This is a genomic window from Streptomyces sp. ISL-100, from assembly GCF_018614615.1.
Taxonomy (GTDB): domain Bacteria; phylum Actinomycetota; class Actinomycetes; order Streptomycetales; family Streptomycetaceae; genus Streptomyces.
The window spans coordinates 96,234-117,787 of the sequence record NZ_JAGGOK010000038.1 but is presented as its reverse complement, the minus strand read 5'-3'; the positions used below and the strand labels follow the sequence as shown (position 1 = coordinate 117,787).

Sequence of the window (21,554 nt, the reverse complement as noted above, 5' to 3'; positions counted from 1 at the left end):
GCTTATCCACCCGAACGGCCCAGAGGTCACGCAAGGTCCACCGTGAGAGTGCGGTTCACGGCCGCCAGTACGGCGAACACGGAAGCGTTCGCTCAGTGCGGGGACGCCCCGTCCTGCCAGTGGCGTGGCCAGTTGCCGGACGGCGGCGTCGGGCACGGAATGCTCAGGTCGCGTCGCGCACAGGCGTAGAACTCATCGCGTGCTTGGCTCATCTGGCTCTCGGCATGGACCCAGTCTTCCTCCGAGTCCGCCTGCCGGCCCCGCGCGTAAAGCTCGTAGTTCCATACCGATTCGTGCCATGCGCGGGCGGCTTTCACCGTGTCTGCGTCCCCTATCAGCAGTACGGATTCCCACTCCGCCGACCGTTTCGACTCGGCGTCCGCGAGCAACCGCATGCCGTCGTCCAAGTCGATCGGATCGAGCACGGTGCGGAAGCCGCGTGCGGCTCCGAGGCGCTGTGCGATGCGTATCTGAGCTTTGAGCGTGTTGGCGTAGGCCGTGTAGATCTCGAACCGCTTCTCGTCCCAGCGCTCCGCCCTGCCGCGACGCCATCGGTTGCGCTCCATGAGAGCCGCCGCGGTGTACGAGCCGACCGAGCCCACCACCACACCGATCAGCGTCGGCATCTGATCCAGAAACGCCACCCGTCTCCCCCTGCACGTCAGGTGCTCAGAAGACGGCTGGTGAAGCCGGCGGCGACGAGAGACTCGTATGCGCCACGCACGTCCTCCGGCACATCCTGCTCGATGGCGAACCCGAGCTTCGGATACTCAATCACCCGCTGAAGCCCCCCGACAAGCATGTCTACGACAAGCCGTTCATCACCGACGCTCTTGAGGTACTCGTCGAAGCTCACCGGCTCCGAGGCGCAGCGCACCTCGACCTCGGGCCACAGCTTGCGGGCGGTGGCGAAGGACCGCCGCTCCATGTACGGCTTCGAGACGAGCAGCACCGTGGAGGGCGTGATCCCGGCGTCGGCCAGTACCTGACGGGAGAAGGCTATGTTCTGCCCCGTGTTCGCCGCCTTCGGCTCCAGCAGGATCGCCGAATGAGGAACACCGAGCTCAAGCGCGCGCTCGCGGAAGTGCACAGCCTCGCCGCGCGGAAAGCGGACTGCGCTGTTGCGGCTGTTGCCGCCGGTGAACACAAGGGTGGGGAACAGCCCGGCGCGATACAGCCCGGCGCAGTAGGAGGCCACACCGAGGTCGTTGCTGCCCAGACCGACAGCGACATCGACCTTCCTCAACGGGTGGCCCATGTGGTGGTAGTCCCAGATCAGCTTCGCATTTCTGAACTGGTCTTCACTGATCACCCGCGTCACTCCTTGCTCACCGTCGCCAGGACTGGCAGCCGGCTACGGCCAGTAAACCGTGCCGGAGCTCAGATCCCGGTCACCGGAATGCGGCATCCACCCCGATTGCCTCCACGGCTTCCAACTCCTCCAGCCGGGCCTGGAGATGCGAGCACGTGAGAATCGGCTCGGGGCACAAATGAGCGCCCTCCCCGGGCCGCCCGGCGGGCCGTGGGAGGGCGCTCAGTGGAGCGTGATCAGTTGTGGCTGTGCAGGATTTCGTTCAGGCCGCCCCAGACCGCGTTGTTCGGGCGGGCCTCGACGGTGCCGGTTACCGAGTTGCGGCGGAAGAGGATGTTGCTGGCGCCGGACAGTTCGCGGGCCTTGACGATCTGGCCGTCGGGCATCGTGACGCGAGTGCCCGCCGTCACGTACAGGCCGGCCTCGACGACGCACTCGTCGCCGAGCGCGATGCCGACGCCCGCCTCGGCGCCGACCAGGCAGCGCTCGCCGATGGTGATGCGTACGTTGCCGCCGCCGGAGAGGGTGCCCATGGTGGACGCGCCGCCGCCGATGTCGGAGCCGTCGCCGATGACGACACCAGCGGAGATGCGGCCCTCGACCATGGAGGTGCCGAGCGTGCCGGCGTTGAAGTTGACGAAGCCCTCGTGCATGACCGTGGTTCCGGAGGCGAGGTGGGCGCCGAGGCGGACCCGGTCCGCGTCGGCGATACGGACGCCCGACGGGGCGACGTAATCCGTCATGCGCGGGAACTTGTCCACCGAGGTCACCTGGAGGTGCAGGCCCTCGGCGCGGGCGTTCAGCCGCACCGTCTCCAGCTGGTCGACGGCGACCGGGCCGAGCGAGGTCCAGGCGACGTTGGCAAGGAGGCCGAAGACGCCGTCCAGGTTCTGGCCGTGCGGCTGGACCAGGCGGTGCGAGAGGAGGTGGAGGCGCAGGTACGCGTCGTGGGCGTCCAGCGGCTTGTCGTCGAGCGAGGCGATGACCGTACGGACGGCGACGACCTCGACGCCGCGGCGGGCGTCGGGGCCGGCGGCCTTCGGCGCGGAGGCGCCGAGCAGCTCGGCGGCGCGCTCGGCGGTGAGGCGCTCGGTGCCGGCGGGGCCGGGCTCGGCGACAAGCTCGGGGGCGGGGAACCAGGTGTCGAGGACGGTGCCGTCCGCGGCGATGGTGGCGAGGCCGGCGGCGACGGCGCCGGTGGTGCGAGTAGCAGTCGTATCGGTCATGTCTGAACGCTAACCGGGACTGGCACACAGAGGCGAACCGGTCCCGGATGCCGGGCGCCGGCCGGCACACCGGACCGGAAATTCAGCCTGTCCGGCGCTTGAGGACCGGGGTCCGGGGCGAAGCTCCGGTTACCGGCCCGTCGGCGGTCGCATCGCGCGCCGCCGCCCGTCCCAGCCGCCCCGCCGCGATCACCGCGCCCCCCGCCGCCACCGCCAGCACCGCGCTCAGCGGCCAGAGCACGCCCGGCGCCGTTTCGTACAGGGCGCCTCCCAGCGGCGGGGCGAGGATGACGCCGCTGACCGAGACACCGGCGTACAGGCTCTGGAAGCGGCCCTGCGCGTGATCGGGTGCCTGATCGGCGACATACGCCGTGGCCGGGGTCTTGTAGAGGATCTCGCCCGCCGTGAGCAGCAGCATCATCGCCACGGCCACCACGATGGAGGCTCCCAGCGTCAGCACGCCGTAGCCCAGGCCGACCAGGACCAGGCCGACGCCGATGATCGTCAGGGGTGCGCGCCTGCGCAGGACGACGGCCGTCGGGAGTTCCAGGCAGAGGATCACCGCTCCGTTGATCGCGATCAGCCAGCCGTACGCGCGGGTGTCCGTCCCGTGGTCACCGAGGAAGACCGGGACGGTGGAGAACAACTGCCGGTAGACGATGTCCGCGAAGAAGATCGACACGAGGAGTACGAGCACGGTGGGGCGCGCCCGCAGTTCCCGCCACACACCCGGCGCGGGCCGGCTCTGGGGGTGCTGAACAGTCGGGCGGGCGCCGCCGGGAAGCACCAGAGCCGCGTACAGCGCGAAGAGGAGCGTGCCGATCCCGTCGGCGACGAAGATCACGGTGTACGAGAACTCCGCCGAGACCAGCGCTCCGAGCGGCGCCCCCACGGTGAAGCCCGCGTTCCCGGCCACCCGCATCACGGCGAAGCCCTGACGGCGCGATCCGTCGGGTACGGAGACCGCGATGAGCGCGGAGTTCGCGGCGCGCACGGCGCCCTGCGCGTACTGGGCCAGCGGCAACGCGGCGTACAGCAGCACGTCCGGCACGGCGGGCAGTACGACCAGCCCTGCCCCCGCTAACACCGACGCCGTCAGCAGTGTGCGCCGGTGGCCGAAGCGGTCACCGAACCAGCCCCCGGTGAAGTTTCCCGCGACCAGGCCGACGCCCCCGATGCCGCTGATGACGCCCGCCTGCGCGACGGCGAGGCCGCGCTCGTCCGTCAGATAGACGAAGAGGTAGATGAAGGTGAAGGCGACGGCGCTGTTGAAGAAGATGCCGAATGCCAGGTGCCATACGGCCTTCGGCACATCCCGAAGTGACCCCAACGTGCCCGCCCCCTGTGTGAGTCAAGGTGAGTTCCCTTTGGGAACGGACTATGCCAGCATGAGCCCCATGGCACAACGCACCCGCCTCGACGACGCCGACTGCGCCATCGCCCAGGCCCTCGACGTCGTAGGCGACTGGTGGACGCTGCTGATCGTGCGCGACGCAGCCCGCGGCGTGCACCGCTTCGACGCCCTCCAGGCGGAGACCGGCATGTCGCGCAAAGTGCTCGCCGAGCGGCTGCGGCTGCTGGTCGACGCGGACGTTCTGACGCGCGAGCCGTACCAGGACCGGCCCGTCCGGTACGAGTACCGCCTCACCCGGCGCGGCCGGGCCCTCCTGCCCGTACTCATCGCGCTCCAGGACTGGGGCGACACCTGGCTGCTCGGGGAAGGAGAGACGACGGCAACAGCGGCACAGGCGTCGAGCGAGGCCGGGCGCGTGCACCGGCTCGTCGGCACGCGGCTGCCGGAACTCCAACTCCTCGACGCCGACGGCGACATGCGCGACCCGGTCGCGGAAGGCACGCCGTACACCGTCCTGTACTGCTTCCCGGGCGCGTACGCCCGCCCCGAGGCCTACCCGCCCGGCTGGGCCGAGATCCCCGGCGCGCCCGGCTGCACGCTCGAATCCTGCACCTACCGCGGCCAGTTGGACCGGTTCACCGCCGCCGGCGCGACCGTGCACGGCGTTTCCGTCCAGCGTCCGGACGAGCAGCGGGCGTTCGCCGACAAGGAGGGGCTGCGCTTCCCGCTCCTGTCGGACGCGGATCTGACGCTGGCGGCCGCGCTGCGCCTGCCGACGTTCCGGGCGGCGGGGGTCGGCCGGCTGAAGCGGCTGACGCTGGTGGTCGAGCGGGACCGTACGATCCGCGAGGTCTTCTATCCGATCACGGACATCGCGGCGAGCGTCGAGGCGGCCATAACCACCGTCCGCAGGCTCAGCCCCGGCCCCGGCCGATGACGCGCGCCAGCGCCTCCCGCGCGTACGCCGCGTCGTACTCCGCGCCCGTCAGCAGCACCTGAAGGCAGATCCCGTCCATCAGCGCGACCAGCGCCCGCGCCGTGACCGGATCGGTGCGCCGCGCCAGCAGGTCGGCCAGGCCCGCGCACCACTCGGCGGCGACGGGACGCAGGGCCGGCCGGCGCAGCGCGGCCAGGTAGAGCTCGTACTCCAGCTCCACTCCGGTACGGTCCCCGGCCATCCACTCCCCCAGCAACTGGGCGAGTTCCTCGGCGAGATCGGAGCGCGGATCCTCCAGGGCGCCGCGTGCGCTCACCGCCTTCGCGAAGCCTTCGCCTGCCTGCCGCAGCGCGGCGACCATCAGCTCGTCGAGGGTCTTGAAGTGGTACGTCGTCGAGCCGAGCGGCACATCGGCCTCGGCCGCGGCGGACCGGTGGCTCAGCCCCGCGATGCCCTTGCTCCCCACGACCCGTATCGCGGCGTCGATGATGCGCTGGCGGCGCTCGGGGTCGTAACGGCGGGCCATCAGTAACAGCCCATCAGTGCGCGCCGCCCAGGTTCAGCAGGACGACTCCGACGATGACCAGGCCGATCCCCGCCAGCTTGACGGCGTTCGCCGACTCCCCCAGGAAGAACATGCCGATCGCGGCGACGGCCGCCGTGCCGACGCCCGCCCAGATCGCGTAGGCGGTGCCGACGGACATCGACTTGAGGGTCTGCGCGAGCAGGCCAAAAGCGAGCAGGTAGCCGACGGCCGTGCCCAGCGAGGGCCACAGTTTGGTGAATCCGTCGCTGTACTTCATGGCCGTGGTCCCGGCCACCTCCGCCGCGATGGCCGCGGTCAGCAGTACGTAGGGCGAGGGCATGCGTACGAGGGTACACATCATTGCGTACGGCCGTACACATCGCCGCGCACCAAACTCCGTTCCGCCGGGCGACAGCCACCGGATACGGTGTACCGCCCGGTCAGGGCCTGAATAAACGTAACGGAGTGAATGTGGCGCACGATTCGGGATGGAACGGCCCCCACGCCGGCGGACCGCACGCAGGGCCCCCGCCGCCCCCACCGCCCGGCTGGCCCGGCAGCGGATGGATGCCGCCTCCCCCGCCGCCCAAGCCGGGCGTCATACCGCTCGCCCCGATGTCCCTCTCGGACATCCTGGGCGGCACGTTCACCACGATGGGCCGTTACTGGAAGCAGCTCTTCGGCATAGCCGTGCTGATATACGGCGGCGCACTCCTGCTGGTGGGCGCGACCGTGGCGATCGCCTACTCCGCGACGAGCGACAGCCTGGACAAGCTGGTCCACAACTCCGGGGAGTACGACGACTCCTTCGGCTCCGACCTCGTCGCGCCGCTGGTCATCGCCTTCGGCGTGGTGTGCGTCGTCGCCGTACTGGCGATGGTGATCGCCAACGCGGCCATCATGGCCGCCTGCCCCGCCGTCCTCCAGGACGCGGTTCTCGGCCGCCGTACGACCATCGGCACCGTGTGGCGCCGCGCCTGGCCGCGGGTGCCCGCCGTGATCGGCGCGATGCTGCTGCCCTGGATCGCCTGGGCACTCATCATGGGTGTCTTCATGGCCAGTTACGTCGCGTTGATCGTTTCCTTCGTCTCCGACGACGCGTCCACAGCCTGGGCGGTCCTGGGCTTTCTCCTGATGATCGCGCTCATTCCCGTGGCCGTCTGGGTGTGGGTGCTGTTCAGCCTGGCCCCGGCCGCCGTGGTCTTCGAGTCCCAGGGCCCGGTCGCCGCGCTGCGCCGCTCGGCCCGGCTGGTGAAGGGCGGCTGGTGGCGGGTCTTCGGCATCAGCATGCTGGCGTGGTTCATAGCCATGATCGCGGGATACATCATCCAGTTCCCGCTCACGATCATCGGCATGATGACGAGCATGCCGGGCATGGCCGAGATGGGACCCGACGCGAGTGTCACGGACACCCTCACGGCGATGGCCTCGTACATGGTGTTCATCATGCTGGGCAGCATCATCAGCCAGATCGTCGCCACCACCTTCCCCCAGGTGGTGACCGGCCTCCTGTACGTCGACCAGCGCATCCGCAAGGAGAACCTGGCCCCGGCCCTCGTCGAGGCGGCGGCAGCCCAATAGCACAGGCACCTGCACAGCGAAGAGGCCCCCGGCACACTGCCGGGGGCCTCTCAACTGCCGTCTGCTGATCTCAGACGTTGAAGCCGAGCGCGCGAAGCTGCTCACGGCCGTCGTCCGTGATCTTGTCCGGACCCCACGGCGGCATCCAGACCCAGTTGATCTTCAGCTCGTTGACGATGCCCTCGGTCGCCGACTTCGCCTGGTCCTCGATGACGTCGGTCAGCGGGCAGGCCGCGGACGTCAGCGTCATGTCGAGCGTGGCGATGTTCGAGTCGTCGATGTGGACGCCGTAAATCAGGCCGAGGTTGACGACGTCGATGCCCAGCTCGGGGTCGACCACGTCGTACAGAGCCTCGCGGACCTCCTCCTCGGTGGCCGGCTTGGTCGTCACGACCTCGGTCTCGCCCTCGGTGGATGTCGCAGCGGTGGGTGTCGCGTTCTCGCTCATGCGGTCTTCCTCTCGGCGCTCTCGCCCAGTGCCTGGGCCGTCGCGTCCTTCCATGCCATCCAGCTCAGCAGAGCACATTTCACCCGCGCCGGATACTTCGAGACACCGGCGAACGCGACCGCGTCCTCCAGTACCTCCTCCATCGCGTCGTCCGGCTCGATCTGGCCCTTGGACTGCATCAGCTCCAGGAAGGTCGCCTGGATCTTCTGCGCCTCGGCCAGCTCCTTGCCGACCAGCAGATCGTTCAGCACGGAGGCGCTGGCCTGGCTGATGGAACAGCCCTGGCCCTCGTACGAGACGTCGGCGATGGTCGCACCGTCGTACTTCACGCGAAGCGTGATCTCGTCGCCGCACGTCGGGTTGACGTGGTGCACCTCGGCGTCGCCGTCCCGCAAGCCCCGCCCGTGCGGGTGCTTGTAGTGATCCAGGATGACTTCCTGGTACATCGAATCAAGCTTCACGATCCCCAGCCCTTAACCGAAGAAGTTCCGGACGTGCTCCAGGCCGTCGACCAGGGCGTCAACCTCGGCCGGCGTGGAGTACAGATAGAACGACGCTCGCGTGGTCGCAGGAATTCCGTACCGCAGGCAGACGGGCCGCGCGCAGTGGTGTCCGACCCGGACCGCGATGCCCAGTTCGTCGAGAACCTGGCCCACATCGTGCGGGTGGATGTCTCCCAGCGTGAACGAGATCGTCGCGCCTCGGTCCTCGGCCGTCGTCGGGCCGATGATCCGCAGACCCTCGACCTCGCTGAGCCGCTTGACCGCGTACTCGGTGATCGCGTGCTCGTGTGCGGCAATCTTGTCCATGCCGATCGCGGTGAGGTAGTCCACGGCCGCGCCGAGGCCGACGGCCTGGGCGATCGGGGGCGTACCCGCCTCGAACTTGTGCGGAGCCGGAGCGTACGTCGACGAGCTCATCGACACGGTCTCGATCATCTCGCCGCCGCCGAGGAACGGCGGAAGGTCCTCCAGCAGCTCCTGGCGTCCCCAGAGCACACCGATGCCGGTCGGGCCGACCATCTTGTGTCCGGTGAAGGCCACGAAGTCGGCCTGCAGCGCCTGTACGTCGAGGGGCATGTGCGGCGCCGCCTGCGAGGCGTCGATGCACACCAGCGCGCCGACCTCCTGGGCCCGGCGGATGATCGCGTCGACCGGGTTGATCGTGCCCATGATGTTCGAGACCAGCGTGAAGGAGACGATCTTCGTCTTCTCGGTGATGATCTCGTCGATGTTGGACAGGTCGAGGCGGCCGTCGTCGGTGATGCCGAACCACTTCAGCTTCGCGCCGGTGCGCTGCGAGAGCAGCTGCCACGGCACGATGTTGGAGTGGTGCTCCATCTCCGTGATGACGATCTCGGTCTCGGCGTCCACGCGGTAGGGCTCGTCGGCCCAGCCCAGCATGTTCGCCACGAGGTTGAGCGACTCGGAGGCGTTCTTCGTGAAGATGACCTCGTCGCGGCTCGGCGCGTTGATGAAGGCGGCGACCTTGTCGCGGGCGCCCTCGTACAGCGCCGTGGCCTCCTCGGCGAGCACGTGAACGCCGCGGTGGACGTTGGCGTTGCTCTGCTCGTAGTACGCGTTCAGCGCGTCGAGGACCTGGCGCGGCTTTTGCGAAGTCGCCGCGTTGTCCAGGTAAACGATCTTCTTCCCGTCGTGGACCACACGATCCAGCAGGGGGAAGTCCTTGCGGATCGCCTCGGTGTCGAGAAGGCCCGGCAGCTGTGTCACGCGGTTACGCCACCCTTCGTGTACTTCTCGTAGCCCTCGGCCTCGAGCTCGTCGGCGAGCTCCGGGCCGCCGGACGCCACGATCCTGCCCTTGGCGAAGACGTGCACGAAGTCCGGCTTGATGTAGCGCAGGATGCGCGTGTAGTGCGTGATCAGCAGCGTGCCGACCTCGCCGCTCGCGTGGACGCGGTTGACGCCCTCGGAGACCTGGCGAAGCGCGTCGACGTCGAGGCCGGAGTCGGTCTCGTCGAGGATCGCGATCTTCGGCTTGAGGAGCTCCAGCTGGAGGATCTCGTGGCGCTTCTTCTCACCGCCGGAGAAGCCCTCGTTGACGTTGCGCTCGGCGAAGGCCGGGTCCATCTGGAGGGTCTCCATGGCCGTCTTGACCTCCTTCACCCAAGTACGCAGCTTGGGGGCCTCGCCGCGGATCGCCGTCGCCGACGTACGCAGGAAGTTGGAGACCGAGACGCCGGGGACCTCGACCGGGTACTGCATGGCGAGGAACATGCCGGCGCGGGCACGCTCGTCGACGGTCATCTCCAGCACGTCCTCGCCGTCGAGGGTGACGGTGCCGCTGGTGATCGTGTACTTGGGGTGACCCGCGATCGAGTACGCGAGGGTGGACTTGCCGGAGCCGTTGGGGCCCATGATGGCGTGGGTCTCGCCCTGCTTCACGGTCAGGTCGACGCCCTTGAGGATCTCCTTCGTGGCGTTGTCGGCCTCGACGGAAACGTGCAGGTCGCGGATTTCAAGCGTTGCCATGGGTGTCTCAGGACTCCTGTGTGACGGAGACGAGAACATCGTCCCCTTCGATCTTGACGGGGTATACGGGGACGGGTCGCGTCGCGGGAAGGCCGGAAGGCTTGCCGGTGCGGAGGTCGAAGCTCGAGCCGTGCAGCCAGCACTCGATCATGCAGTCCTCCACCTCGCCCTCCGAGAGGGAGACGTTGGCGTGCGAGCAGATGTCGTTGATCGCGTACACCTCGCCCTCGGTGCGGACGACGGACACCGGAGTGCCGTCGAGCTCCACCCGTTTCGGGGTGTCGTCCTCCAGCTCACTCAGCGCACAGGCTTTGACGAAGGCCATCAGACGGACGCCTCCAGCTCCGCGTCGATCTTGGCGAGGAGGCGTTCCTCGACGTCGGGCAGACCGATCTGCTGGACGAGCTCCGCGAAGAAGCCGCGGACGACGAGGCGGCGGGCCTCTCCGGCCGGGATGCCGCGCGACATGAGGTAGAAGAGCTGCTCGTCGTCGAAGCGGCCGGTCGCCGAGGCGTGGCCGGCGCCGACGATCTCGCCGGTCTCGATCTCCAGGTTCGGCACCGAGTCGACGCGCGCGCCGTCCGTGAGGACGAGGTTGCGGTTCAGCTCGTACGTGTCCGTACCCTCGGCGGCGGCCCGGATCAGCACGTCGCCGATCCACACGGCGTGCGCGCCGTCACCCTGGAGCGCGCCCTTGTAGGCGACGTTCGACTTGCAGTGCGGGGTGTTGTGGTCGACCAGGAGGCGGTGCTCCTGGTGCTGGCCCGCGTCGGTGAAGTACAGGCCGAAGAGCTCGGCCTCGCCGCCGGTGCCGGCGTACTGCACCTGAGGGCTGAGGCGTACGAGATCGCCGCCGAAGGTCACCACGACCGACTTGAACGAGGCATCGCGGCCGATCAGCGCGTTGTGCTGCGAGACGTGCACGGCCGTGTCGTCCCAGTCCTGGACGGACACGACGGTCAGCTTCGCGCCGTCGCCGACGACGAAGTCGACGTTGGCGGCGAGCACGGCGTCACCGGTGTGGTCGATGACGACGACAGCCTCGGCGAAGGCGCCCAGCTCGATGACCTGGTGGCCGTAGGCGGTGCCGCCCTCGCCGTGCACCGCGATGCGGATCGGCTCGGTCAGTACGGCTTCCTTGGGCACCGAGACGACCGAGGCCTTCTCGAAGGAGCTGTACGCCTGGGCGGCCACGCGGTCCACCGGGGTGCCGGCCTTGCCGAGTCGCGCGTCGGCGCGGTCCACCGTCTCGACGGTGACGCCCTCGGGGGCGGTCACCTCGACAGTGAGTACGCCGCCGGACTGGGCGGTGCCGTCGTGCAGCCCGCGCAGGCGCTCCAGCGGCGTGAACCGCCACTCCTCCTCGCGGCCGTGCGGGACCGGGAAGTCCGTCACGTCGAAGGACGGCGGGGCGCTCATGCGCGTGGCGACGGTGGACTCGGCGGCCACCGCGATGGACCCGGCGGTCGTGGAGCCCACCGGAATGTTCTGAGCCTCAGCCATGGCTGTCGTAGTGCTCTCTCTCTGGGTCAAGGAATCTGTCGCTGCGGGGGTCCGGTGCTAACCGACCGAACCCTCCATCTGCAGCTCGATCAGCCGGTTGAGCTCCAGGGCGTACTCCATCGGCAGCTCCTTGGCGATCGGCTCGACAAAGCCGCGGACGATCATCGCCATGGCCTCGAACTCGGTCATGCCGCGGCTCATCAGGTAGAAGAGCTGGTCGTCGGAGACCTTGGAGACGGTCGCCTCGTGGCCCATGGACACGTCGTCCTCGCGCACGTCGACGTACGGGTACGTGTCCGAGCGGGAGATCGTGTCGACGAGCAGCGCGTCGCAGAGCACGTTGGACTTCGAGCCCGCTGCGCCCTCGCCGATCTCGACGAGACCGCGGTAGGAGGTACGGCCGCCGCCTCGCGCCACCGACTTGGAGACGATGTTGGAGGAGGTGTTCGGCGCCATGTGGACCATCTTGGAGCCGGCGTCCTGGTGCTGGCCCTCGCCCGCGAAGGCGATCGACAGGGTCTCGCCCTTGGCGTGCTCGCCCATCAGGTAGACGGCCGGGTACTTCATCGTCACCTTGGAGCCGATGTTGCCGTCGACCCACTCCATGGTCGCGCCCTCGTACGCCACGGCGCGCTTGGTGACCAGGTTGTAGACGTTGTTCGACCAGTTCTGGATGGTCGTGTAGCGGCAGCGGCCGCCCTTCTTCACGATGATCTCCACGACGGCGCTGTGCAGCGAGTCGGAGGAGTAGATCGGGGCGGTGCAGCCCTCGACGTAGTGAACGTAGGCGTCCTCGTCGACGATGATCAGCGTCCGCTCGAACTGGCCCATGTTCTCCGTGTTGATGCGGAAGTAGGCCTGGAGCGGGATGTCGACGTGCACACCCTTGGGTACGTAGATGAACGATCCGCCGGACCACACGGCCGAGTTCAGCGACGCGAACTTGTTGTCGCCGACCGGGATGACCGTGCCGAAGTACTCCTGGAAGAGCTCCGGGTGCGTCTTCAGCGCGGTGTCCGTGTCGAGGAAGATGACGCCCTGCTCCTCCAGGTCCTCACGGATCTGGTGGTAGACGACCTCGGACTCGTACTGGGCCGCGACACCGGCGACGAGGCGCTGCTTCTCCGCCTCGGGGATGCCGAGCTTGTCGTACGTGTTCTTGATGTCCTCGGGCAGGTCCTCCCAGGACTCCGCCTGCTTCTCCGTGGAGCGCACGAAGTACTTGATGTTGTCGAAGTCGATGCCCGACAGGTCGGCGCCCCAGCTCGGCATGGGCTTCTTGCCGAACAGCTTGAGGCCCTTCAGCCGCAGCTTCAGCATCCACTCGGGCTCGTTCTTCTTCGCCGAGATGTCGCGGACGACTTCCTCGGAGAGGCCACGCTTGGCCGTCGCGCCTGCCGTGTCGGAGTCGGCCCAGCCGAATTCGTACGTACCCAGGCCCTCGAGTTCGGGGTGGGCAGTCTCCGTGGGGAGTGTCATGCGGGGTTCCTCCCGGCCGTACTTGCAGAAGATGCTGAATTTGCGGTTTGTGTGCTCTGTGCTGTGCTGCTGCTGCGCGGAATGAACGTCGTGCACACCCCGTCGCCATGGGCGATGGTGGCCAGACGCTGCACATGCGTCCCGAGCAGCTCGGAGAAGAACTCGGTCTCCGCCTCGCACAGCTGCGGATACTGCTCGGCGACATGGGCGACCGGGCAGTGGTGCTGGCAGAGCTGCTCTCCGACCGGTGCGTTACGCGCCGTAGCAGCGTACCCGTCGGCCGACAAGGCCCTGGCAAGCGCCTCGGTCCGCCCCTCGGGGGCGGCCGCCTCTACCACTTCCCGGTAGGCCCCCGCCTGGGCGGCGAATCGCGCGCGGGCAAACGCGGCGACTGCCGCCTCGCCCTTTTCGCCGCCGCCGGCCGCCTGGGAGATCCAGTGCAGGGCGTCGGCCGCGAGCTTGTCGTAGGACTGGTCGAAGGCGTCCCTGCCGCAGTCGGTGAGCGCGAAAACCTTGGCCGGCCTGCCCCGGGTCCTGGTGCCGTACACGCGCTGCTCGCGGGGCTCGACGACATTCTCGGCGACGAGCGAGTCGAGGTGGCGGCGGACGGCGGCCTGGGTGAGACCGAGGCGCTTCGCGAGATCGGCGGCGGTGGACGGGCCGTGGTCCAGGACTGACCGCGCGATCCGGTTGCGCGTCGAGCGCTCACCGGTCGCGAGCTCCTCCTGGGGAGGCTCAGTCGAACTCACACCGTATTTCACAACGCCATTGTTGCGTAATTCCTCAGAGCGTGACAACCCGCGTCCTGATCAAGCCCCGGTGGGCTGCATCACTTAGGCACACCTAACTTGACCTGCGGAAATGATCAAACCGACGGACGCGGGCGGACCCTCACCGATGACGGACGACGCAGGAACAGAACAGACCTTTCGGTCACTCCGGCCGACTTGACCAGCGGCTTTCCGCCGTTGACCGGAGCCCCCGGCCTACCGGCACCGGCGCCCTCTCTAGACTTCCTGGCATGAGAAGCGAGACCGTCCAGGTCGCCGTCCAGGTCTCAGGACTGGTCAAGCGGTACGGAACCAAAACCGCGGTCGACGGCCTCGACCTGGAGGTCCGTCCGGGCGCGGTCACCGCCGTCCTCGGCCCCAACGGCGCCGGCAAGACCACGACCATTGAGACCTGCGAGGGCTACCGCAGGCCGGACGCCGGGACGGTGCGCGTCCTCGGCCTCGACCCGGTCGCCGACGCGGCCGAGCTGCGCCCCCGGATCGGGGTGATGCTCCAGTCCGGCGGCGTGTACTCGGGGGCCAGGGCCGACGAGATGCTGCGCCACGTGGCGAAACTGCACGCCGACCCCCTGGACGTCGACGCGCTCATAGAACGCCTGGGCCTCGACAGCTGCGGCCGTACGACGTACCGGCGACTGTCGGGCGGGCAGCAGCAGCGGCTCGCGCTGGCGATGGCCGTCGTCGGCCGCCCCGAGCTCGTCTTCCTGGACGAACCGACCGCCGGCCTCGACCCGCAGGCCCGCCGCTCCACCTGGGACCTCGTCGGCGAACTCCGTGAGGACGGCGTCACCGTCGTCCTCACCACCCACTTCATGGACGAGGCCGAACAGCTCGCCGACGACGTCGCGATCATCGACGGGGGCCGGGTCATCGCCCAGGGCAGTCCCGAAGAGCTGTGCCGCGGCGGCGCCGAGAACACGTTGCGCTTCACCGGGCGCCCGGGGCTCGACGTCGCGTCCCTGCTCAAGGCGCTGCCCATGGACACCCTGGCGGCCGAGCTGACGCCGGGGACGTACCGGATCACCGGCAAGGTCGACCCCCAGCTGCTGGCCACCGTCACCTCCTGGTGCGCGCAGCACGGCGTGATGCCGGACGGCATCTCTGTCGAGCGGCACTCCCTGGAGGACGTCTTTCTCGAGCTGACCGGTAAGGACCTCCGTTCATGAGCATCGGTACTTACACGCCCCGGCCCGGAGCCGCCCCGCTCCCCCGGATGATCGCGGCGCAGACGGCCTTCGAAACGAAGATGCTGCTGCGCAATGGTGAGCAGCTGCTGCTGACGGTGATCATCCCGGCGCTGCTGCTGGTGCTGTTCTCGGCGGTCGACATCATCGACACAGGCGCCGGCAAGTCCGTCGATTTCCTCGCGCCCGGCATCCTCGCGCTGGCGGTCATGTCCACCGCCTTCACCGGGCAGGCCATCGCGACCGGCTTCGAGCGCCGGTACGGCGTGCTGAAGCTGCTGGGCACCTCTCCGCTGCCCCGCTGGGCGCTGATGACAGCGAAGACGCTGTCGGTGCTCGTCACCGAGGTTCTCCAGGTGGCCCTTCTCACGGTGATCGCCTTCGGCCTCGGCTGGTCCCCGCACGGCAACCCGTTCGCGGTGTTCCTCCTGCTCGTCCTCGGTACGGCGGCCTTCTCCGGCCTCGGCCTGCTGATGGCCGGCACGCTCAAGGCCGAGGCGACGCTGGCCGCCGCCAACCTGGTCTTCCTGCTGCTGCTGGTGGGCGGCGGCGTAATCGTGCCGCTCGACAAGTACCCGGAGGCTGTGCAGTCCGTCCTCGGCCTGCTCCCGATCTCGGCCCTCTCGGACGGCCTGCGCGAGGTACTCCAGCACGGCGCGGCCATCCCCTGGAGCAATCTCGGAATCCTCGCGGTGTGGGCGGTCCTGGGGCTGGGCGCGGCGGCCCGTTTCTTCCGCTGGGAGTGAGAAACACCCCGTTCCGCCCCCCTCGTGAATTCCTGCACAAGCCCCGTCCTACGATGGTTCCCGTGTTGACCCCCCTCGCCCTCATCGCGCGGCGCTGGACGCCCACCCCCCGTACGCTCCAGCGCGCCGCGCTCTCCGCCGTCGTGATGAGCGTCTTCATCATCGTCACGGGCGGCGCGGTACGGCTGACCAGCTCCGGCCTCGGCTGCGACACCTGGCCCAAGTGCACCGACGACAGCCTCTTCGCGACGCCCGAACAGGGCATCAACGGCGCGATCGAATTCGGCAACCGCATGCTGACGTATGTTCTGTCGGCCGCGGTCGGCTGGGCGATCATCGCGGCCAGGTCCACGAAGCCGTGGCGGCGCAGCCTCACCCGTCTCGGCTGGCTTCAGTTCTGGATCGTGATGGGCAACGCCGTCCTCGGCGGCATCACCGTCTGGGCGGGACTCAACCCGTGGACCGTCGCCGGTCACTTCCTCCTCGCCAACGCCCTGCTCACGGTCGCCGTGGTCACCTGGCAGCGCACCCGTGAGGGCGACACCACCCCCCGGCCGCGCGTCCCGCGCCCCGTCCGCAAGCTGTCCTGGGCGATCGCCATCACCTCGGGGCTCCTGATCGCCCTGGGTACGGCGGTGACCGGCTCGGGCAAGCACGCCGGTGACAGCAGCGACGTACCGCGCATGCCGTGGGACTGGATCGACGCCGCCCACGTGCACGCCGTGGCCGCCTGGGTCGTCTGCGCGCTGGCCATCGCCATGTGGTTCGTGCTTCGCGTGGTGGACGCCCCGGACGACACCCGGGCGCGCGCCCGCGTCCTGCTGATCGTCCTGCTCGCGCAGGGCGGCATCGGTTACGTCCAGTTCTTCACCGGGGTCCCCGAGATCCTGGTCGGCATCCACATGCTCGGCTCCTCCCTGATGTGGATCGCGGTACTGCGCCTGGCGCTCAGCCTGCGCGAGCGCCCGCTCGAAGCCCCGGCTTCGCTTCCCGCCCAGCCAGGCTCAACGGCGGTGTCCGCCACCGTCTGACAGTCACTCGGTCAGTCCGTAGACGCGGCGGGCATTGCCCGCCGCGATCATCCCGGCGACCCGCTCGGCGTCCACCCGCGACCAAGCCCCGTCGCCGACCCACCCGCCGAGCACCCTGCTCAGCGCCTCGCGGAACAGCCGCGCGCCCACCACATGCAGTTCCGGCAGGCCGCGCGCGCCGCTGGAGAAGAGCAGCTTGCCGAAGGGCGCGAGCTCCAGGATCTCCGCGAGTACGGCCGCCGCCCGCGCCCCGGTGTGCGCGAGTGCGGGGCCGAGGTCGGCGTACACGTGCGGGAAGACGCTCGCCAGATGTGCGGCGTGACGGTGGTACGGATAGCCGTGCAGCAGCACCAGATCCGTGCCGAGTCCGGCCGTCGCGGCGGCGAAGTCGGTGAGCAGCATCGGATCCGTACGGTCGATGCGCAGCCCGGGACCCGCAGTCCCGGCCTGGAGTTGCAGGGGCAGCCCGGAGGCGACGGCGATCCACAGCAGATGGCGCAGCACCACGGGGTCGGACAGCTTGCCGCCGGCCCGGCGTCCTCCCAGCCAGCGCCCCACCGCCCCGCGCACCTCGCCGGGTCCCGGCGGATGCGGCGCGAGGGCGAGTCCCTGCCGTACGCCTGCCACGGAGGTGAAGGCCACGGCGGATCCTGCCGCGCTGTGCACGGCCTCGGCGAGATTGGCGAGGAAGCTGTCGACGGTGCCCGAAGTGTCGGCGACCTGCTCGGCGAGCAGTTCCAGCCGTACGATCTCCCGCGCCTGGGCCGCGCCGGCTGCCGCGATCTCACCCGGCCCCGTGAGGTCGCCCGGCAGCCCGGTGTCCACCAGATAGGTGGAAATCCCGCTGCCCCTGAGCAGCCGCCGACCGGTCTCCAGTACGCCCAGTTCCCTGCGGCGCGCGAGATAGCGGGCAGGCGGGCAGTGCGGTTCGAGGCCGAGGAGGGGCGGGCACCAGCGGCGTACGGCGAAGCCCGTCTGGGTGTCGAAGAACGTGGTGCCGGGCGCGGGGGGCGCGGGGGTCCTGGCGAGGTAGGTCTCGAACGTGCCGAGGCCAAGCTCCGTACGGAGGACTCCATGGCAGTACTGGTCCACCAGGGAAGGCGTTTCGATCATCCGGGGCTCCTGTGGTGGACGTACTTCCACAGGCTCTAACGGGTGACCCCCGCGTCAGGTGTTGCTTGAGTGCCGCTAGCCGTTCGACGGACCGCCGATCTGGATACCGGCCATCCGGCTCCACTCGTACGGTCCGGTGCGCACCTTGGCCGCGAAGTCGCCGTCGAAGGACTCGTGGAGCGTGATCCCGGCCTTCTCCGCGGCACTCTGCGCGACGGCGTGCGTGGGGGCCACCAGATCGCCCCAGCCACCGTCCTCACCGACGAGCACGATGCGCGTACCCCTCTGTCCGAGGTAGGCGAGCTGTCCCTCGGCGCCGCCGTGCTGCTTGGCGAAGGCGGTTATCTGCTTGGCGAGCTTCGCCACCTTGCGCTCTGCCTGCTTCGTGTCTGCCATGAGAACGATGCTACCCACCAGTAGAACGGCGGTCCATAGCAGGCGGTCTAGCGCAGGAAGGGGTCCACCGCGACCGCGACGAAGAGCAGCGAGACATAGGTGATCGACCAGTGGAACAGCCGCATCTCCTTGAGCTTGGCGCCGGTCACACCGGACTTCGCCCGGGACTGGAGCCCGTGCGCCTCCTTGAGCCACCAGCCGCCGGCCACGACGGCGACCGTCGTGTAGAACCAGCCGGTGTAACCCAGCGGAGTCAGCAGCAGTGAGACGCCGACCATGACCCAGCTGTACGCGACGATCTGGCGGGCCACGACCGTGTTGGTGGCGATGACGGGAAGCATGGGGACGCCCACGCGCGCGTAGTCCTCCTTCACCTTCATCGACAGCGGCCAGTAGTGCGGCGGCGTCCAGAAGAAGATGACCATGAAGAGGACGACGGCGGCCCAGGACATCGAGTTGGTGACGGCGGACCAGCCGATGAGGACCGGCAGGCAGCCCGCGATGCCGCCCCAGACGATGTTCTGCGCGGTGCGCCGCTTGAGGATCATCGTGTAGACGACGACGTAGAAAAGGAGCGCTCCGAGCGACAGTGCGGCGGACAGCCAGTTGACCAGCAGTCCGAACCAGAGCGTCGAGATCACGGCCAGGCTGATGCCGAAGACGAGGCATTCGGCGGGGCTCACCATGCCGGTGACCAGTGGACGCTGCGACGTACGGTCCATCAGCGCGTCGATGTCGCGGTCGATGTACATGTTCAGCGCGTTGGCGCCGCCGGCCGACAGGTAGCCACCGAGGCAGGTCACCAGGACCAGCCACAAATCGGGCACACCCTGCTCGGCCAGGAACATCACCGGGACAGTGGTGATCAGCAGCAGTTCGATGATCCGAGGCTTGGTCAGTGCCACGAACGCTTTGATCCGGGCTCCGAATGGCCGATGGCCCCCCGGGCTGGGAGTCAAGGCGACCCCTGCGGGTCGGGACTCGACGGCCGTCACGCACACCCCTGACAGAGAAATTCCAGCAAGCATCCGGACGTGAAGGCCCGGTAAAGACTTGCGCGTACCACGCCACTCTAGACGTTGCCCAGACGCCGATCTCCGCCGGGGTCCGGTCGTGTTGAGCACCGCCGGGACGGCGTCCGTACATACGAAGGTGGACACCAGGAGGCGAAGTCCTTCACCCGCCCGCACGCTGGGCTGTGTCCGCTTTTATCCAGGGCCGTCCAAGCCCTGGACTCGAAAAGAAGCGCGTTCTCGCGGGGGTAGGCTCGACTACGCCCGGTGCGCTACCAGTCGCCGGGATTCGACATGTGGAGAGGAGCCCTGACTCAGGGTGAGCACCAAGCCGACCACCACAGATCTCGAGTGGACCGAATTGGACCAGCGGGCTGTCGATACCGTCCGCGTCCTGGCCATGGATTCCGTACAGAAGGTCGGCAACGGCCACCCTGGTACGGCCATGAGCCTCGCCCCGGCCGCGTATGTACTGTTCCAGAAGCTGATGCGGCACGACCCCAGTGACGCCAACTGGACCGGTCGCGACCGTTTCGTCCTCTCTCCCGGTCACTCCAGCCTGACGCTCTACATCCAGCTCTACATGGCCGGCTACGGCCTGGAGCTGGACGACCTGAAGGCGTTCCGCACCTGGGGCAGCCTGACGCCGGGTCACCCCGAGCACGGGCACACGACCGGTGTGGAGACGACGACCGGCCCGCTGGGCCAGGGCATCGCCAACGCCGTGGGCATGGCGATGGCCGCCCGCTACGAGCGTGGTCTGTTCGACCCGGAGGCCGCCCCGGGCACCTCCCCGTTCGACCACACCATCTGGTCCATCGTCTCCGACGGCGACCTGGAGGAGGGCATCTCGGCCGAGGCGTCCTCGCTCGCGGGCCACCAGAAGCTCGGCAGCATCGTCGCTCTGTACGACGACAACCACATCTCGATCGAGGGCGACACCGAGACCGCCTTCTCCGAGGACGTACTGAAGCGGTACGAGGCGTACGGCTGGCACGTCCAGCGCATCGAGCAAACTGCCAACGGCGACTTCGACGTCAAGGCCCTGTACACAGCCCTGAAGGCCGCGCAGGACGAGACCGAGCGCCCGTCGATCATCGCGGCGCGCACGATCATCGCCTGGCCCGCCCCGAACGCCCAGGGCACCGAGGCATCGCACGGCTCGGCGCTCGGTGAGGACGAGATCGCGGCCACCAAGCGCGTGCTGGGCTTCGACCCGGAGCAGCACTTCCAGGTCGACGACGACGTCTTCGCGCACGTGCGCAAGGCGGCCGAGCGCGGCCGTGAGGAGCATGCTGCCTGGGACAAGAAGTTCCAGGAGTGGCGCAACGCCAACGCCGAGCGCGCCGCCACGTTCGACCGCATCGCCGCGGGCGAGCTGCCCGAGGGCTGGGAGAAGTCGCTTCCCGTCTTCGAGGCCGGCAAGGCCGTCGCGACCCGTGCCGCCTCCGGCAAGGTCCTCCAGGCTCTCGGCGCGGTCATCCCCGAGCTGTGGGGCGGCTCCGCCGACCTCGCAGGCTCGAACAACACGACGATCGACAAGACGTCGTCGTTCCTGCCGGCCGACAACCCGCTGCCCGAGGCGAACCCGTACGGCCGTACGGTCCACTTCGGCATCCGCGAGCACGCCATGGGCTCGACGATGAACGGCATCGCGCTGCACGGCAACACCCGCATCTACGGCGGCACCTTCCTGGTGTTCTCCGACTACATGCGCCCCGCCGTCCGCCTCGCCGCGCTGATGAAGCTGCCCGTGACGTACGTCTGGACGCACGACTCCATCGGTCTGGGCGAGGACGGCCCGACGCACCAGCCGGTCGAGCACATGGCCGCCCTGCGTGCCATCCCCGGTCTGAACATGGTCCGCCCGGCCGACGCCAACGAGACGGCGATCGCCTGGCGCGAGATCCTCCGGCGCCACGACGCTCCGCACGGTCTGGCGCTGACCCGCCAGGGCGTGCCGACGTACGAGGCGAACGAGGATGCCGCGCGCGGCGGTTACGTCCTTCTCGAGGCCGAGGGCGGTCAGCCGCAGGTCGTGCTGATCGGCACCGGTTCCGAGGTGCAGCTCGCCGTCGAGGCGCGCGAGCAGCTCCAGGCGGCCGGTATTCCGACCCGTGTGGTGTCGATGCCCTCGATCGAGTGGTTCGAGGAGCAGGACCAGGGGTACCGCGACAGCGTGCTGCCGCCGTCCGTCAAGGCCCGAGTCGCGGTCGAGGCGGGCATTGCCCTGACCTGGTACCGGTACGTCGGCGAGGCCGGCCGCATCGTTTCGCTGGAGCACTTCGGCGCTTCCGCGGACGCCAAGGTCCTCTTCCGGGAGTTCGGTTTCACCGCCGACGCGGTCACCGCAGCGGCCCGGGAATCCCTGGCTGCCGCAGCGCGCTGACGCCGGTATATACGACAAGTAGGAGATGCAACTC

Annotated in this window: 23 protein-coding genes; 6 read left to right on the top strand and 17 right to left on the bottom strand. The window is 68.8% G+C overall.

Going from position 1 to position 21,554, the window contains the following annotated elements; translation table 11 throughout:
• Positions 1–92: 92 nt before the first annotated feature.
• The 4 genes from J7E89_RS17965 to J7E89_RS17950 form a co-directional block, all read right to left on the bottom strand.
• Positions 93–644, bottom strand: coding sequence for a hypothetical protein (locus tag J7E89_RS17965; RefSeq protein ID WP_308315511.1), 552 nt, complete (start codon positions 642–644; stop codon positions 93–95).
• Positions 645–661: 17 nt separating this feature from the next.
• A complete protein-coding gene (locus J7E89_RS17960; protein ID WP_214974688.1) occupies positions 662–1,258 on the bottom strand; it encodes a YdcF family protein in 597 nt (198 codons plus the stop codon).
• A gap of 290 nt (positions 1,259–1,548) precedes the next feature.
• On the bottom strand, positions 1,549–2,538 hold the full coding sequence (gene dapD, locus J7E89_RS17955) for a 2,3,4,5-tetrahydropyridine-2,6-dicarboxylate N-succinyltransferase (protein WP_214974652.1): 990 nt from the start codon (positions 2,536–2,538) through the stop codon (positions 1,549–1,551).
• Between the two features lie 82 nt (positions 2,539–2,620).
• Positions 2,621–3,868: an MFS transporter gene (locus J7E89_RS17950; protein WP_214974651.1), complete on the bottom strand. Its 1,248-nt coding sequence runs from the start codon at positions 3,866–3,868 to the stop codon at positions 2,621–2,623.
• Positions 3,869–3,935: 67 nt separating this feature from the next.
• Here J7E89_RS17950 and J7E89_RS17945 point away from each other — a divergent pair, with 67 nt between their 5' ends.
• Complete coding sequence (locus J7E89_RS17945) at positions 3,936–4,829, top strand: winged helix-turn-helix transcriptional regulator (protein WP_214974649.1); 894 nt, start codon at positions 3,936–3,938, stop codon at positions 4,827–4,829.
• Here the strand turns inward: J7E89_RS17945 and J7E89_RS17940 are convergent.
• Together J7E89_RS17940 and J7E89_RS17935 are read right to left on the bottom strand one after the other, a co-directional pair.
• Positions 4,807–5,355 (bottom strand): TetR/AcrR family transcriptional regulator, encoded by a 549-nt coding sequence (locus tag J7E89_RS17940; protein WP_214974647.1) that lies wholly within the window; start codon positions 5,353–5,355, stop codon positions 4,807–4,809. The genes J7E89_RS17945 and J7E89_RS17940 overlap by 23 nt on opposite strands.
• 13 nt (positions 5,356–5,368) lie before the next feature.
• Positions 5,369–5,695: a multidrug efflux SMR transporter gene (locus J7E89_RS17935; RefSeq protein ID WP_251060692.1), complete on the bottom strand. Its 327-nt coding sequence runs from the start codon at positions 5,693–5,695 to the stop codon at positions 5,369–5,371.
• A 227-nt stretch (positions 5,696–5,922) separates the two neighbouring features.
• On the opposite strand from J7E89_RS17935, the gene J7E89_RS17930 reads away from it, so the two are divergent.
• Positions 5,923–6,936 (top strand): hypothetical protein, encoded by a 1,014-nt coding sequence (locus tag J7E89_RS17930; protein ID WP_251060691.1) that lies wholly within the window; start codon positions 5,923–5,925, stop codon positions 6,934–6,936.
• Between the two features lie 70 nt (positions 6,937–7,006).
• Here the strand turns inward: J7E89_RS17930 and J7E89_RS17925 are convergent, their stop codons facing one another.
• From J7E89_RS17925 to J7E89_RS17890, 8 genes are read right to left on the bottom strand one after another with little or no spacing between them, the layout of a single operon-like run.
• On the bottom strand, positions 7,007–7,384 hold the full coding sequence (locus tag J7E89_RS17925) for a metal-sulfur cluster assembly factor (RefSeq protein ID WP_214974645.1): 378 nt from the start codon (positions 7,382–7,384) through the stop codon (positions 7,007–7,009).
• Positions 7,381–7,845 (bottom strand): Fe-S cluster assembly sulfur transfer protein SufU, encoded by a 465-nt coding sequence (gene sufU, locus J7E89_RS17920; protein WP_214974643.1) that lies wholly within the window; start codon positions 7,843–7,845, stop codon positions 7,381–7,383. Before sufU ends, J7E89_RS17925 begins: the two co-directional genes overlap by 4 nt.
• 12 nt (positions 7,846–7,857) lie before the next feature.
• The gene (locus J7E89_RS17915) at positions 7,858–9,114 is read right to left on the bottom strand and encodes a cysteine desulfurase (RefSeq protein ID WP_214974641.1); all 1,257 of its coding nucleotides are present in this window, start codon (positions 9,112–9,114) and stop codon (positions 7,858–7,860) included.
• Positions 9,111–9,875 carry a Fe-S cluster assembly ATPase SufC gene (gene sufC / locus J7E89_RS17910; protein ID WP_214974639.1) on the bottom strand — a complete coding sequence of 255 codons (765 nt, stop codon included), beginning with the start codon at positions 9,873–9,875 and terminating at the stop codon, positions 9,111–9,113. Before sufC ends, J7E89_RS17915 begins: the two co-directional genes overlap by 4 nt.
• 7 nt (positions 9,876–9,882) lie before the next feature.
• The gene (locus J7E89_RS17905; protein ID WP_028813879.1) at positions 9,883–10,200 is read right to left on the bottom strand and encodes a bifunctional 3-phenylpropionate/cinnamic acid dioxygenase ferredoxin subunit; all 318 of its coding nucleotides are present in this window, start codon (positions 10,198–10,200) and stop codon (positions 9,883–9,885) included.
• The gene (sufD, locus tag J7E89_RS17900; protein ID WP_214974638.1) at positions 10,200–11,378 is read right to left on the bottom strand and encodes a Fe-S cluster assembly protein SufD; all 1,179 of its coding nucleotides are present in this window, start codon (positions 11,376–11,378) and stop codon (positions 10,200–10,202) included. The genes J7E89_RS17905 and sufD overlap by 1 nt, the downstream gene beginning before the upstream one ends.
• Before the next feature lie 57 nt (positions 11,379–11,435).
• Positions 11,436–12,857 carry a Fe-S cluster assembly protein SufB gene (sufB, locus tag J7E89_RS17895; protein WP_214974637.1) on the bottom strand — a complete coding sequence of 474 codons (1,422 nt, stop codon included), beginning with the start codon at positions 12,855–12,857 and terminating at the stop codon, positions 11,436–11,438.
• Complete coding sequence (locus J7E89_RS17890) at positions 12,854–13,654, bottom strand: ArsR family transcriptional regulator (protein WP_251060689.1); 801 nt, start codon at positions 13,652–13,654, stop codon at positions 12,854–12,856. The genes sufB and J7E89_RS17890 overlap by 4 nt, the downstream gene beginning before the upstream one ends.
• Positions 13,655–13,878: 224 nt before the next feature.
• Here J7E89_RS17890 and J7E89_RS17885 point away from each other — a divergent pair, with 224 nt between their 5' ends.
• Genes J7E89_RS17885 through J7E89_RS17875 form a run of 3 tightly spaced genes read left to right on the top strand, consistent with a single transcriptional unit; the run spans position 13,879 to position 16,609 of the window.
• On the top strand, positions 13,879–14,814 hold the full coding sequence (locus tag J7E89_RS17885) for an ABC transporter ATP-binding protein (RefSeq protein WP_214974635.1): 936 nt from the start codon (positions 13,879–13,881) through the stop codon (positions 14,812–14,814).
• Positions 14,811–15,578 carry an ABC transporter permease gene (locus tag J7E89_RS17880; RefSeq protein ID WP_214974633.1) on the top strand — a complete coding sequence of 256 codons (768 nt, stop codon included), beginning with the start codon at positions 14,811–14,813 and terminating at the stop codon, positions 15,576–15,578. The genes J7E89_RS17885 and J7E89_RS17880 overlap by 4 nt, the downstream gene beginning before the upstream one ends.
• 53 nt (positions 15,579–15,631) lie before the next feature.
• Entirely contained in the window at positions 15,632–16,609 is a 978-nt protein-coding gene (locus J7E89_RS17875) for a heme A synthase (RefSeq protein WP_214974631.1), read from the top strand.
• Between the two features lie 3 nt (positions 16,610–16,612).
• On the opposite strand, the gene J7E89_RS17870 is transcribed toward J7E89_RS17875, so the two are convergent.
• The 3 genes from J7E89_RS17870 to J7E89_RS17860 form a co-directional block, all read right to left on the bottom strand.
• Positions 16,613–17,722, bottom strand: coding sequence for an amidohydrolase family protein (locus J7E89_RS17870; protein ID WP_214974629.1), 1,110 nt, complete (start codon positions 17,720–17,722; stop codon positions 16,613–16,615).
• Positions 17,723–17,797: 75 nt separating this feature from the next.
• Positions 17,798–18,118, bottom strand: a complete 321-nt coding sequence (locus J7E89_RS17865) for a hypothetical protein (RefSeq protein ID WP_214974627.1) — start codon at positions 18,116–18,118, stop codon at positions 17,798–17,800.
• A 47-nt stretch (positions 18,119–18,165) separates the two neighbouring features.
• A complete protein-coding gene (locus tag J7E89_RS17860) occupies positions 18,166–19,119 on the bottom strand; it encodes a heme o synthase (RefSeq protein ID WP_214974625.1) in 954 nt (317 codons plus the stop codon).
• A 331-nt stretch (positions 19,120–19,450) separates the two neighbouring features.
• Here J7E89_RS17860 and tkt point away from each other — a divergent pair, with 331 nt between their 5' ends.
• Positions 19,451–21,520: a transketolase gene (gene tkt / locus J7E89_RS17855; RefSeq protein ID WP_214974622.1), complete on the top strand. Its 2,070-nt coding sequence runs from the start codon at positions 19,451–19,453 to the stop codon at positions 21,518–21,520.
• Positions 21,521–21,554 lie beyond the last annotated feature (34 nt).